The organism is Phenylobacterium sp., assembly GCF_013822795.1.
In the GTDB taxonomy this organism is placed as follows: Bacteria; Pseudomonadota; Alphaproteobacteria; order Caulobacterales; family Caulobacteraceae; genus Phenylobacterium.
This window is the reverse complement of record NZ_PNLB01000012.1, coordinates 132,508-144,556: the sequence shown is the minus strand read 5'-3', so window position 1 is coordinate 144,556 and position 12,049 is coordinate 132,508. Positions and strand designations below refer to the sequence as shown.

13 protein-coding genes and 1 riboswitch are annotated in these 12,049 nt (G+C 69.0%); of the genes, 5 read left to right on the top strand and 8 right to left on the bottom strand.

Annotated features, from left to right (window positions below):
- From gcvPB to gcvT, 4 genes are all read right to left on the bottom strand, one after another.
- On the bottom strand, nt 1–1,346 hold a 1,346-nt coding region (gene gcvPB, locus C0481_RS12550; RefSeq protein ID WP_293404193.1), incomplete at its 3' end, for an aminomethyl-transferring glycine dehydrogenase subunit GcvPB.
- Nucleotides 1,346–2,689 carry an aminomethyl-transferring glycine dehydrogenase subunit GcvPA gene (gene gcvPA / locus C0481_RS12545; RefSeq protein WP_293404191.1) on the bottom strand — a complete coding sequence of 448 codons (1,344 nt, stop codon included), beginning with the start codon at nt 2,687–2,689 and terminating at the stop codon, nt 1,346–1,348. The genes gcvPA and gcvPB, both read right to left, overlap by 1 nt.
- 79 nt (nt 2,690–2,768) lie before the next feature.
- Nucleotides 2,769–3,134, bottom strand: coding sequence for a glycine cleavage system protein GcvH (gene gcvH / locus C0481_RS12540; protein WP_293404189.1), 366 nt, complete (start codon nt 3,132–3,134; stop codon nt 2,769–2,771).
- A 13-nt stretch (nt 3,135–3,147) separates the two neighbouring features.
- Complete coding sequence (gcvT, locus tag C0481_RS12535) at nt 3,148–4,260, bottom strand: glycine cleavage system aminomethyltransferase GcvT (protein ID WP_293404187.1); 1,113 nt, start codon at nt 4,258–4,260, stop codon at nt 3,148–3,150.
- 157 nt (nt 4,261–4,417) lie between these two features.
- Nucleotides 4,418–4,511: riboswitch (glycine riboswitch) on the bottom strand.
- A gap of 173 nt (nt 4,512–4,684) precedes the next feature.
- On the opposite strand from gcvT, the gene C0481_RS12530 reads away from it, so the two are divergent.
- Nucleotides 4,685–5,035, top strand: coding sequence for a nuclear transport factor 2 family protein (locus C0481_RS12530; RefSeq protein ID WP_293404185.1), 351 nt, complete (start codon nt 4,685–4,687; stop codon nt 5,033–5,035).
- Nucleotides 5,036–5,050: 15 nt separating this feature from the next.
- Here C0481_RS12530 and argS read toward each other — a convergent pair whose 3' ends face one another.
- Both argS and C0481_RS12520 read right to left on the bottom strand, forming a co-directional pair.
- Nucleotides 5,051–6,886, bottom strand: coding sequence for an arginine--tRNA ligase (gene argS, locus C0481_RS12525; protein WP_293404183.1), 1,836 nt, complete (start codon nt 6,884–6,886; stop codon nt 5,051–5,053).
- Nucleotides 6,883–7,566 carry a Tat pathway signal sequence domain protein gene (locus tag C0481_RS12520; RefSeq protein ID WP_293404181.1) on the bottom strand — a complete coding sequence of 228 codons (684 nt, stop codon included), beginning with the start codon at nt 7,564–7,566 and terminating at the stop codon, nt 6,883–6,885. Before C0481_RS12520 ends, argS begins: the two co-directional genes overlap by 4 nt.
- 129 nt (nt 7,567–7,695) lie before the next feature.
- On the opposite strand from C0481_RS12520, the gene ispH reads away from it, so the two are divergent.
- The 4 genes from ispH to C0481_RS12500 are packed head-to-tail and all read left to right on the top strand — an operon-like array spanning nt 7,696 to nt 10,639.
- A complete protein-coding gene (ispH, locus tag C0481_RS12515; RefSeq protein ID WP_293404179.1) occupies nt 7,696–8,661 on the top strand; it encodes a 4-hydroxy-3-methylbut-2-enyl diphosphate reductase in 966 nt (321 codons plus the stop codon).
- Between the two features lie 34 nt (nt 8,662–8,695).
- Complete coding sequence (gene thrB / locus C0481_RS12510; RefSeq protein WP_293404177.1) at nt 8,696–9,664, top strand: homoserine kinase; 969 nt, start codon at nt 8,696–8,698, stop codon at nt 9,662–9,664.
- Nucleotides 9,661–10,104 (top strand): ribonuclease HI, encoded by a 444-nt coding sequence (gene rnhA, locus C0481_RS12505; protein ID WP_293404175.1) that lies wholly within the window; start codon nt 9,661–9,663, stop codon nt 10,102–10,104. Before thrB ends, rnhA begins: the two co-directional genes overlap by 4 nt.
- Before the next feature lie 55 nt (nt 10,105–10,159).
- A complete protein-coding gene (locus C0481_RS12500; protein ID WP_293404173.1) occupies nt 10,160–10,639 on the top strand; it encodes a MarR family transcriptional regulator in 480 nt (159 codons plus the stop codon).
- On the opposite strand, the gene C0481_RS12495 is transcribed toward C0481_RS12500, so the two are convergent.
- A complete protein-coding gene (locus C0481_RS12495) occupies nt 10,599–11,057 on the bottom strand; it encodes an NfeD family protein (protein WP_293404171.1) in 459 nt (152 codons plus the stop codon). The two genes, C0481_RS12500 and C0481_RS12495, sit on opposite strands and share 41 nt — an antisense overlap.
- Nucleotides 11,058–11,061: 4 nt before the next feature.
- Entirely contained in the window at nt 11,062–12,033 is a 972-nt protein-coding gene (locus C0481_RS12490) for an SPFH domain-containing protein (protein WP_293404169.1), read from the bottom strand.
- Nucleotides 12,034–12,049: the final 16 nt, after the last annotated feature.

The following is a 12,049-nucleotide window of genomic DNA, read 5'->3' as shown; positions in this document are numbered from 1 at the left end:
TGGACGACCAGCGGGAAGTACATGGTCATCGGATGGAAGCCCTCGTCGATCATCGCCTTGGCGAAGTCGAGGGTGGTCACGCCGGTGCCGTCCAGCCAGGCGTCGTCGAACAGCGCCTCGTGCATGCACGGACCTTCCGGGAAGGCCGGGCTCATCACCGGCGAGAGCCGGGCCTTGATGTAGTTGGCGTTCAGCACCGCGTCCTCGGCCACCTGGCGCAGACCGTCGGTCCCGTGGCTGACCATGTAGGCGTAGGCGCGGACGAACATGCCCATCTGGCCGTGGAACGCGCTCATGCGGCCAAAGCCCTGGGCGGCCTCGTCGATGGTCTCCTCGACCAGCTTGAAGCCGTCCTCGCCCGCGACCACCCACGGGGCCGGCGCGTGGGCCGCCAGCGCGGCTGACAGCACCACCGGACCTGCGCCCGGCCCGCCGCCGCCGTGCGGCGTCGAGAAGGTCTTGTGCAGGTTGATGTGCATGGCGTCGACGCCCAGGTCGCCCGGGCGCACCCGGCCGACGATGGCGTTGAAGTTGGCGCCGTCGCAGTAGAAGTAGGCCCCGGCCTCGTGGGTCAGGCGCGAGATCTCCAGGATGTCGCGCTCGAACAGGCCGCAGGTGTTGGGGTTGGTAACCATGATCGCGGCCACGTCCGGCGACAGCTTGGCCGCCAGGTCGGCGGTGTCGACCCGGCCGTCGTCGGTCTGGGCGATCTCGACCACCGAATAGCCGACGAAGGCGGCGGTGGCCGGGTTGGTGCCGTGGGCCGAGGTCGGCACCAGCACGGTGCGGCGATGTCCCTGCCCGTTCGCCTCATGCGCGGCCTTGATGGCCAGCAGGCCGCAAAGCTCGCCGTGGGCGCCGGCCTTCGGCGACAGCGCCACCGCCGGCATGCCGGTCAGGGTCTTCAGCCAGTGGGCCAGGCGGTCCATCAGCGCCAGCGCGCCCTGGACCGTGGCCTGGGGGGCCAGCGGATGCAGGTCGGCAAAGCCGGCCAGCCGCGCCATCTTCTCGTTCAGGCGCGGGTTGTGCTTCATCGTGCACGAACCCAACGGATAGAGCGCCAGGTCGATGGCGTGGTTCTTTTGGCTGAGGCGCACGTAGTGGCGCATCGCTTCAGGCTCGGAAAGCCCCGGCAGGCCGATCGGCGCGGCGCGCACCAGGTCGCCCAGGTCCGAGGCGTCCTGCGCCGCCGGGGCCAGATCGACGCCGGTCTTGTCCCAGCCGCCCAGTTCGAAGATCAGCGCCTCGTCCTGCAGCAGCCCGCGGCCGCCGGTCAGCGAGGTATGGCCGGTCGATTCGGCGGCGCCTTCCGGACGGGTCGGACGGCCAACGTTCAGCATGGTCATTACGCGGTCCTCCCGGCGAGCGCCTGGGCGAAGATCTGGATGTCCTGGGTGGTGGTGGTCTCGGTCGCGGCGACCAGCAGGACATCGTCCATGCCGGCGCCCGGGTCGAGCCGCGAGAACGGCACGCCGGCGACGACGCCGTCGGCCAGCAGGGCGTCGACGGCGGCGGCCGCGTCGCCCTTCAGGCGGATCGCGAACTCGTTGAAGAACCGCGGGGTCAGCACTTCGACGCCCGGCACGGCGGCCAGCGCGTCGCGCAGCTCGCGGGCCTTGGCGTGGTTCAGCGCCGCCAGTTGGCGCAGACCCGTTTCGCCCAGCAGCGACAGGTGGATGGTGAAGGCCAGGGCGCAGAGCCCCGAGTTGGTGCAGATGTTCGACGTCGCCTTCTCGCGGCGGATGTGCTGCTCGCGGGTCGACAGCGTCAGCACGAAGCCGCGGCGGCCCTCGGCGTCGAGCGTCTCGCCGCAGAGCCGGCCCGGCATCTGCCGCACCAGCTTCTCGCGGCAGGCGAAGAGGCCGACATAGGGACCGCCGAAGTTCAGGCCGTTGCCGATCGACTGGCCTTCGGCCACGGCGATGTCGGCGCCCATCTCGCCCGGCGACTTCAGCAGGCCGTAGGAGACGGCTTCCGTCGTCACCACGATCAGCAGCGCGCCGGCCGCGTGGGCCGCCTGTGCGATCTTCGTGACGTCCGTAACGACGCCGAAGACGTTGGGGGTCTGCACGACCACCGCGGCGGTGTCGCTGTCGATCGCCTCAAGCACCGCGGCTTCAGCGTCGATCGCCGCGGCCTGACGCACGATGTCCATGCCCTCGGCATGAGCGATGGTCTGGGTGGTCGCCGCGTAGTGCGGATGCAGGCCGCCCGACAGCACCGCCTTCTTCCGGCGGGTGACGCGCTGGGCCATCATCACCGCCTCGGCGCAGGCCGTGGAGCCGTCGTACATTGAGGCGTTGGCCACCTCGAGCCCGGTCAGGGCCGCGACCTGGGTCTGGAACTCGAACAGCACCTGCAGCGTGCCCTGCGCGATTTCCGGCTGATAGGGCGTGTAGCTGGTCAGGAACTCCGAGCGCTGGATGATGTGATCCACCGTCGCCGGGACATGGTGCTTATAGGCCCCTGCCCCGCAGAAGAACGGCCCTGCCCCGGCCGGACGGTTCATCGCCGCCAGCCCGGCCAGCTCGCGCTCGACCTCCAGCTCGCCGGCGTGCAGCGGCAGGTCGAACAGCTCGGCCTTGCGGGCCGCCTGCGGCACGTCGACGAACAGGTCGTCGATCGACGCCGCGCCGATGGTCGCCAGCATCTGCGCACGGTCGGCCGGAGAAAGGGGCAGGTATCTCATCGTCTCGTCACTCCCCGCTCCTGCGAGCGGCGCGTCGGCGTGGGCCCCGGCTTGCGCCGGGGCGAAGGATGGTTCGGGCTTACAGCGTGCCCAGGAAGTCTTCGTAGGCGGCGCGGTCCATCAGCGCCTCGACCTCGGCCGGGTTGGCGACCTTGATCTTGGCGAACCACCCCAGGCCTTCCGGCTGGTCGTTGACCGTCTCCGGCGCATCGCCGAGCGCGGCGTTGCCTTCGACGACCTCGCCCGAGATCGGGGCGTAGACGTCAGACGCCGCCTTCACGCTCTCGACCACGGCCAGGTTGTCGCCGGCCTTGACCGACTTGCCCGCTTCCGGGACCTCGACGAACACGACGTCGCCCAGCTGTTCGGCGGCGTAGGCGGTGATGCCGATGGTCGCGACGTCGCCCTCGACGACGACCCACTCATGATCCTTGGTGAAACGCATAAAGGGCCCTCTCTCAGAGCTTGCGGACGTAACGATGGGGAACGAAGGGCATGGCCGTGACCTCGGCGGTCTGGGCCTTGCCCCGCACAATGACTTTCAGCTTTGAACCGAGCTCGGCGTAGGCCGGCGGGACGAAGCCCATGCCGATCGGCTTGCCGAGGCTAGGCGAAAAGCCGCCCGACGTGACAACGCCAATCACATTGCCTTCTTCGTCGGCGATCTCCGCGCCCTCGCGGGCCGGCGCGCCTTCCAGCACGACGAACCCCACGCGCTTGCGGGTGACGCCCTCGGCCAGCTCCTTGGCGATGCGCGAGGCGCCTGGGAAGTCGCGGGCGTCGCGGCGCTTCTTCGACACCGAGAACGCCAGGTCCGCCTCGACCGGGCTGACGGTCTCGTCGACGTCGTGGCCATAGAGCGGCAAGCCGGCTTCCAGGCGCAGGCTGTCGCGGGCGCCCAGGCCGATCGGCTTCACGCGCTCGTCGGCCAGCAGCGTGTTCCAGACCCGCTCGGCCTCCGAGGCGGGGATCGAAATCTCGTAGCCGTCCTCGCCGGTATAGCCCGAGCGCGAGACGATGGCGTCGGTCCCGAAGGCGGTGATCGCGCGGGCGTCCATGAACACCATGCCGGCGGCGTCCGGCGCATGCTGGGCCAGTACCTCGGCGGCCTTCGGACCCTGCAGCGCCAGCAGCGCGCGGTCCTCCAGGCGCTCGATGCGCACCTGACCGGCCAGTTCGTCGTCGATGACCTTGAAGTCGTTGTCCTTGCAGGCGCCGTTGACCACCACGAACAGGCCGTCGTCGTCCGGACGCGCGGCCATCAGGTCGTCGATGATGCCGCCCTTCTTGTTCAGCAGCACCGAGTAGCGCTGCTTGCCGGGCTTCAGGCCGATGAAGTCGCCGGGAGTGACCTCCTCGAAGGCCGACAGCGGCGAGACGCCGCGCAGCCGCGCCTGGCCCATGTGAGAGACATCGAACAGGCCGGCATTCTCGCGGGTCCAGAGATGCTCTTTCAGCACGCCGTCCTTGTACTGCACCGGCATGGAATAGCCGGCGAACGGCACCATGCGGGCGCCCGCGGCGATGTGCGCGGCGTTGAGCGGGGTGGTCTTCAAGTTCTCGTCTGACACGGCGGACTCCGGCTGATGACTTCGCGAGCGCGCAAAAGGGCCATGCCCTCGCGACGTTCGCGCCCCCGCTGTCCCTGAGCCTGAGAGATTTCAGGACCAGGCGGTCCCTTGCTCCTTCGGCGAGCCCCGGTTTCCCGGCGCTACTTTCCAGCGTGCATCAGCTCGCGCGGTCCTTTTGCCTGAGCGTTTCCGGGGCGGTTGCGCCTTCGGCTCCGGACCCCGAAAGGCCCGATCTCTCCCGCGAGAGTCGCCGCATAACTCTTCGATCACCGAATGGGAGTCAATGCGCCACGCGCCGCCGGGCGAGCGCTTGTGACGATCTGCGCGCCGGCGTCGCCGCGCGGGCCGCCGCGTGGTAAGTTTCTTTCGCCAGGCATAACAGCGACCGCCTCGGCCGCGGGACCCGTCTGGCGGAGACGGCGCCATGCCCTCAATCACCCCAAAGTCCCTGAAGCACGCGCTCGAAGGCCGCGACGCCTCGGCCCTGATCGGCTTCTATGTCGACGATGCGGTCATCCAGATCATCGACCGCGACCACACCCCCAGCGCCCCGATGGAGCTGCGCGGCAAGGACCAGATCGCCCGCTACTACGAGGACGTCTGCGGCCGGGCGATGACCCACAAGCTGGAGTCGGCCGTCGCCGACGACGCGCACATGGCGTTCAGTGAATCCTGCGCCTACCCGGACGGGACCAAGGTGTTCTGCACCGCGATGCTCGACCTCGACCACGGCCGGATCCGCAACCAGGTCACAGTGCAGGCCTGGGACGCCTGAACGCCCCAGCCGAACCTACATCCGGTCGGTCGCGGCGATGCCCAGCAGGTCCAGCGCCTGCTCCAACTGGCGCAGGGTGGTCTGCGCCAGGGCCAGGCGCGAGGCCTTCACCGCCGGTTCGGCGCTGAGGATCGGACAGGCGGCGTAGAACTTCGAGAACGCCTGGGCCAGCTTGTAGGCGTGCTCGGCGATGAAGTTCGGGGCCTTCTTGTCGTAGGCGTCGATCAGCGCCTGGTCGTAGGCGTCGAGCAGCAACACCAGGTCGCGCTCGGCCGGTTCGGCGACCACGATCGGCCCCGGCTCGGCGCCCTCGGCCTGCGCCTTGCGCAACACCGACTTCACCCGCACCGCCTGGTACAGCAGGTACGGTCCGGTCTTGCCCTCGAAGCTGGAGAAGCGGTCGAGATCGAAGACGTAGGACGTGCCGCGGAAGTTCTGCAGGTCGGCGAACTTCAGCGCCGCGACCGCCACCTTGTGGGCGGTGTCCTCGAAGGTGTCGGGATCGAGCTCGGCGCCCAGGCCCGCCTCGTGCAGGCGCTCGCGCGCCTTGTCGCGGGTCATGACGATCATGTCGTTCAGCTTCAGAACGCCGCCTTCGCGGGTCTTGAACGGCTTGCCGTCGGTCCCGTTCATGGTCCCGAAGCCGACGTGCTCCAGGCTGCCCTTCTCGGCGTAGCCGGCCAGGTAGGCGGCGCGGAACACGATCTCGAAATGGTCGGCCTGACGCTGGTCCACGGCGTAGAGCACGTGGTCCGGGCCGAAGCTCTGCTTGCGGTCGAGAATCGTCGCCAGGTCGGTCGTGCCGTACATGGCCGAGCCTTCGGACGAGACCACCAGCAGCGGGTCGGGGCTCGGGACCACGACCACCGAGCCGTCCGGCAGCTTCTTCTTCTTGGTCTCGTTCGGACCGGCCACATGCACGATCCGCGCGCCCTGGTCCTCGACCAGCAGGCCCTTGGCCTCCAGGTCCTCGACCATCGGCTTGATCAGCTCGTCGACGTCGCTCTCGCCCTTCCACAGGTCGAAATCGACGCCCAGGGCGTGGAAGTCTCGCTCCAGGGCGACCTTGGTCACCTTGGCGAAGTGGCGCCAGAGCAGGAAGTAGCCGGCCCGGCGCGCCTGTAATTCGGCGGTCAGCTTGCGGGCCCGGTCGCGATAATCCGGCTCGGTCTTCCCGCGGGCCGCGGCCAGCGGATAGAGCCGGTCGAGGTCGGCCAGGCTGACCTTCGCGTCGAACAGAGCGAAGGCCGCCGCCTCATCGGCGTCGCTGACCTCTCCCTTGGCGTTCAGTTGCTCGACGAGCGCAGCGATCGACGCATCCTCGTCGGTGACCGCCCCGATGAGCAGCCCCATCTGGTAGCCCCAGTCGCCGAAGTGGGCGTCGCCCAGCACGGTGTCGCCTCGGAACCGGTAGATGCGCTTGAGCGATTCGCCGATGATCGACGAGCGCAGGTGACCGACGTGCATCGGCTTGGCCACGTTCGGCCCGCCGTAGTCGATCATCACCTTGCGCGCGGTCTCCACCGCCTGCGCGCCCAGGCGCGGGTCGGCGGCGATCTCGGCGGCGCGGGCCGACAGGGCCTGGTCGCTGACACGCATGTTGATGAAGCCGAGGCCCGCGGCCTCGACCGACGCCAGGCGCGGGTCACCGGTCAGGTTCGCCACCACCTCGGCGGCGATCTCGCGCGGGTCGCGCTTGGCCACCTTGGCTGCGGGCAAGGCCCCATTGCATTGGAAGTCCGCCAGGTCGGGCCGGTCAGACGGCGTCACCCGGCCGAGTTCGGCCGGCAGTCCCGCCGCGGCGAAAGCGGCGGCGACCGCTTCGCTCAGGCCCCTTTTCAGGTCGCTCATTTCTTTTCGTTGGTGTTCCCGGCGACGGCCGACCCGGCGTTGAGCCGGAAGCGCTTACCGTCACGGTTGAAGGCCGCCATCTGCGGCGTGACGTCGAAACCGACCAGCACTTCGAAATTGGCGCCGCTGGTGGTCATGGTGGCGCGCGGAATGGTGATCTGATTGATGGTTTCGGTGGCGTAGAGGCGATCCTGGCCGGTCGGGAAGTTGATCGGCAGGTCGAAGTATTCCTTGGCGATCACAGATTCGCCGCGCTTGGTCACCGCCACCCAGTAGCGGTAGTTCTTCGTAGAACCCTCGGCCAGCGGGCCCTTGCCCAGCTCGAAGAGGATTTCCATCGTCACCTTGATCGGCTCGTCGTCCTTGTACTGACAGCCGGCCGAAATGCCCTGGATCTCGCCCGAGAAGCCGACCGCCGAGGACGCCTCGCGGTTGTCCTTGAACTCGACGTAACGAGCCGCGTCGTAGAGCACCTTCACATACGGGCACGGGCCGGCGTTGCGCAGCTGCGGCAGCGGCGCCTGCACGTCGCTCCATTCCGAATCGCGCTTGCGCTTCTTGGAGGCTTCTTCCTGCTGACGCTGTTCGTCGTTGCCGCGGCGTTGGGCGAGCGCCAGCTCAGGAACCGTGGACCCGGCCACGATCAGGCCGGCGGCAAGCAGCATCAGGGAGCGGCGCATCAAGGTCGTCCAAACCAGAGGGGCGCGCCGCCGCAGGGGCGGTGCGCGTGCATCGTCCCTAGTAATGGCTATCGATTGAGGCCGCAACGCGGCTGGCGGACACGGGCTTGAACGCCTAACTTGCCGGCCATGTTGCAAGAGCCCCGCCCTCGCCCCCCGCTCACGGTCCTGCTGGCCACGCCGCGCGGTTTCTGCGCCGGCGTCGACCGCGCGATCCAGATCGTCGAGCGCGCCATCGAGAAGTACGGGGCCCCGGTCTATGTGCGCCACGAGATCGTCCATAACCGCCACGTGGTCGAGCGGCTGAAAGACCTCGGCGCGGTGTTCGTCGAGGAACTGTCGGAGTGCCCGACCGACCGCCCGGTGGTGTTCTCGGCCCATGGCGTGCCCAAGTCGGTGCCGGCCGAGGCCAAGGGCCGCCAGATGCTCTATCTCGACGCCACCTGCCCGCTGGTCTCCAAGGTCCACGTCGAGGCCCAGCGCCACTACGACGCCGGCAAGGAGATCGTGCTGATCGGTCATGCCGGCCACCCGGAGGTCGTCGGCACCATGGGCCAACTGCCCGACGGCGTCGTTCAGCTGATCGAGACGGTCGAGGACGCCCGCGCCTTCAACCCGATCGACCCGGCCAACGTCGCCTTCGCCACCCAGACCACCCTGTCGGTCGACGACACCGCCGAGATCGTCGCGGCCCTGCGCGAGCGGTTCCCGGACATCGCCGCCCCGCACAAGGAAGACATCTGCTACGCCACCACCAACCGCCAGGAGGCGGTCAAGGCGATCTCGGAACGCGCCGAGGTGCTGCTGGTGCTGGGTTCGGCCAACTCCTCCAACTCGGTGCGCCTGGTCGAGGTCGGTAAGCGCTCGGGGGCCAAGGGCGCCTACCTGATCGACGACGCCCGCGGGCTGGACCTTTCCTGGCTGGACGGCGTGGCGACCGTCGGGGTCACCGCCGGGGCCTCGGCGCCCGAGCTGCTGGTCCAGGGCCTGATCGACCGCCTGGCCGAAGCCTTCGACGTCACGGTCGAGGAAGTCGACACCGTCCGCGAGACGGTCAGCTTCAAGCTGCCGCGCAAGCTGACAGCGGACGCTTGACGCGCGGCCCGCGCTCCCGCACTTCCGCGCCAGCATGGCCGTTTACACCGACATCACCGACGAGGAGCTGAACGCGCTCCTCTCCGACTTCGACCTCGGCGCCCCCGTGTCGTTCAAGGGCATCGCCGAAGGCGTCGAGAACTCGAACTTCCTGCTCGAGACCGAGGCCGGGAAGTTCATCCTCACCGTCTACGAAAAGCGGGTGCGCGAGGACGAGCTGCCGTTCTTCCTCGGCCTGACCCGCTGGCTGGCCCAGCACGGATATCCGTCGGCCACGCCGATGATCGACAAGGCCGGCGAGGCGCTGAAGCACGTGCGCGGCAAGCCCTGCGCGATCTTCTCGTTCCTGCCGGGCCTGTCGGTCCGCCGCCCGACCGCCGCCCACTGCCGCGAGGCCGGCGAGGGCCTGGCCCGCCTGCACCTGGCCGCCGACGGCTTTTCCATGACCCGGGCCAACGACCTTGGCCAAGACGCCTGGGCGCCGATGTTCGCGGGGCTCAAGGCCCAGGCCGAGGCGCTGAAGCCGGGCCTCTCCGCGGTGATCGACGGCGACCTGGCGCGCCTCGCCGCCGCCTGGCCCAAGGACCTGCCCAGCGGCGTGATCCACGCCGACTACTTCCCGGACAACGTCTTCTTCCATCCGGGCGGCAAGTTCGCCGGGACCATCGACTTCTACTTCGCCTGCAACGACTTCCTGGCCTACGACATCGCCGTGGCCCTGAACGCCTGGTGCTTCGAGGCCGACGGCAGCTTCAACATCACCAGCGCCCGCGCCATGCTCGCCGGCTATGAGGCCCACCGCCCGCTGACGAGCGCTGAGCGCGCCGCCCTGCCGGCCCTGGCCCACGGCGCAGCCATGCGCTTCTTCCTGACCCGGCTGCACGACTGGCACGCCACGCCGGCCGGGGCGCTGGTCCGGCCCAAGGACCCGCTGGAGTACGAGCGCAAGCTGGCCGTCCACCGCTCGGCGCCCGACCTCGTCCTGCTGGGCGAGGCCTCGTGACGCCTCAGGTCGTGATCTACACGGACGGCGCCTGCTCGGGGAATCCCGGCCCCGGCGGCTGGGGCGCGGTGATGATCTCCGGCGAGCACGTCAAGGAGATCTGCGGCGGCGAGCCGGGGACGACCAACAACCGCATGGAGCTGATGGCCGCGATCCAGGCGCTGGAAGCCCTCAAGAAGCCCTGCAAGGTCGAGCTCCACACCGACAGCACCTACGTCATGAAGGGCATTTCGGAGTGGATCTTCGGCTGGAAGAAGCGCGGCTGGAAGACCGCCGACAACAAGCCGGTCAAGAACGACGACCTCTGGCGGCGGCTGGATGCGGCCCGCGCCCGTCACGAGGTCAGCTGGAACTGGGTCAAAGGCCACGCCGGCCACGAGCTGAACGAGCGGGCCGACGCGCTCGCCCGCAAGGGTCTGGAAGCCGCGCGCAAGGCTTGACCGTTCAAGTCCGAACGACAACCATGTTCGGGCCTGAACAACAGAAGGCCGAACCATGGCCCCGATCCTGCAAGATCGTCCCGACGTCGCCGTGTTCAGCGAGATCGGCGTCATCGAGCACCTGATCCGCCAGTCGGTGCAGCAGCACCTGCCGTCGGGCATGACCTTCGCGCATTTCGAACTGCTGCAGCACTTCGTCCGCAACGGCGACGGCCAGACGCCGGCCGAGCTGGCCCGCGACATGATGCTGTCCAAGGCCGCCCTGACCAACATCCTTCAGAAGATGAGCGAACTTGGCCTGGTCAGCGTGCTGGGCGACGTCAGCGACGGGCGCAAGAAGCGCGTGCGCCTGACCCGCGCCGGGCTGGAGCAGCACGCCGCCGTGCTGAAAGAGATGAAGTGGAAGATGGAGCTCCTGCGCGAGGGCTTCACCGACGCCGAGTTCCGTCAGGCGCTGCCCTTCCTGCGCAACCTGCGCCGCTTCCTCGAGGAGGTCAGCGCGGGACCCGCACCCGGAGCCGCGAGCCGCCGCTGAGGCCGGTCACCTCGACGATCGCCTCCAGCTCCAGCTGCGCGCCGTCCTCGGATTCGGCCGCCCATTCCTTGCCGTCGATGAGCACACGCCCGGCCCCGTGCACAAAGGCGGCCGAGACCCGGCCCTGGTGCCCGACCAGCCGCGCGACGTTGTCGTTGATGTCGGTGGCCAAGGTCCGCTCACGCGGCCAGAAGCGCCGGGCCGCCAGGGTGGTGACGATGGTCAGCACCGCGAACAGGCCGATCTCCACCACCGCGTTGCGGGTGAAGAGGCTGACCACCGCGACCACGGCGGCGCAGGCGGCCGGCCACAGCAGCCAGCCCGATCCGAACGCGATCTCGATCGCCAGCACCGCGGCCCCGACCGCGGCCCACAGCCAGAAGCCATGGGTGACGTAGAACTCGGCCAGCGGGCTCATCGGCTCAGGCTCCGGTCGGCGGGACGGCGCTGCGCGGCGCGCGCGGCGGGGCCGGACGCTGCGGCGGGTCGTCGGTGCGGATCGTCTTCACCAGTTCGCCGACCCCGGCAAGCGAGCCCACCAGCGCCGACATCTCCGCCGGCACAATGACGGTCTTCTGCTGCGGACTGTCGGCCAGCTTGGCGAAGGCTTCGACGTACTTCTGGGCGACGAAGTAGTTGATGGCGTTGACGTCGCCGCGGGCGATGGCCTCCGAGACCATGGCGGTCGCCTTGGCCTCGGCCTCGGCTTCGCGCTCGCGCGCCTCGGCGTCGCGATAGGCCGCCTCGCGGCGACCTTCGGCTTCCAGGATCGCGGCCTGCTTGGCGCCCTCAGCGCGGGCGATGGCCGCGGACTTCTCGCCGTCGGCCTCGGTGATCACCGCGCGGCGCTCGCGCTCGGCCTTCATCTGGCGGGCCATGGCGTTGGTGATGTCGGGCCCCGGCATCAGATCCTTGATCTCGATCCGCGCCACCTTCACGCCCCAGGGGCCGGTCGCGGCGTCGATGACGTGCAGCAGGCGGGTGTTGATCTGGTCACGCTGCGACAGCACCTCGTCCAGCTCCATCGAGCCGACCACGGTGCGCAGGTTGGTCATCGCCAGCTGGGCGATGGCGTAGTTGAGGTTGTCGACGCGGTAGGCGGCCGCCGCAGCGTCCATGACCTGGATGAAGACGATGCCGTCGACCTTCACCACGGCGTTGTCCTTGGTGATGACCTCCTGTTGGGGCACGTCCAGGACCTGCTCCATCATGTTCACCTTGCGGCCGATCCCCTCGACGAAGGGGGTCAGGAAGCTGATGCCCGGCGCCAGCGTGCGGGTGTAGCGGCCAAAGCGCTCGACCGTGAACTCGCGCCCCTGCGGCACGATCTTGATAGCCCCGAACAGGATCACCAAAGCCAGGATCAGTAGGACGACGACCGCAGTCAATTCCATGACAACCTCCCCGAGA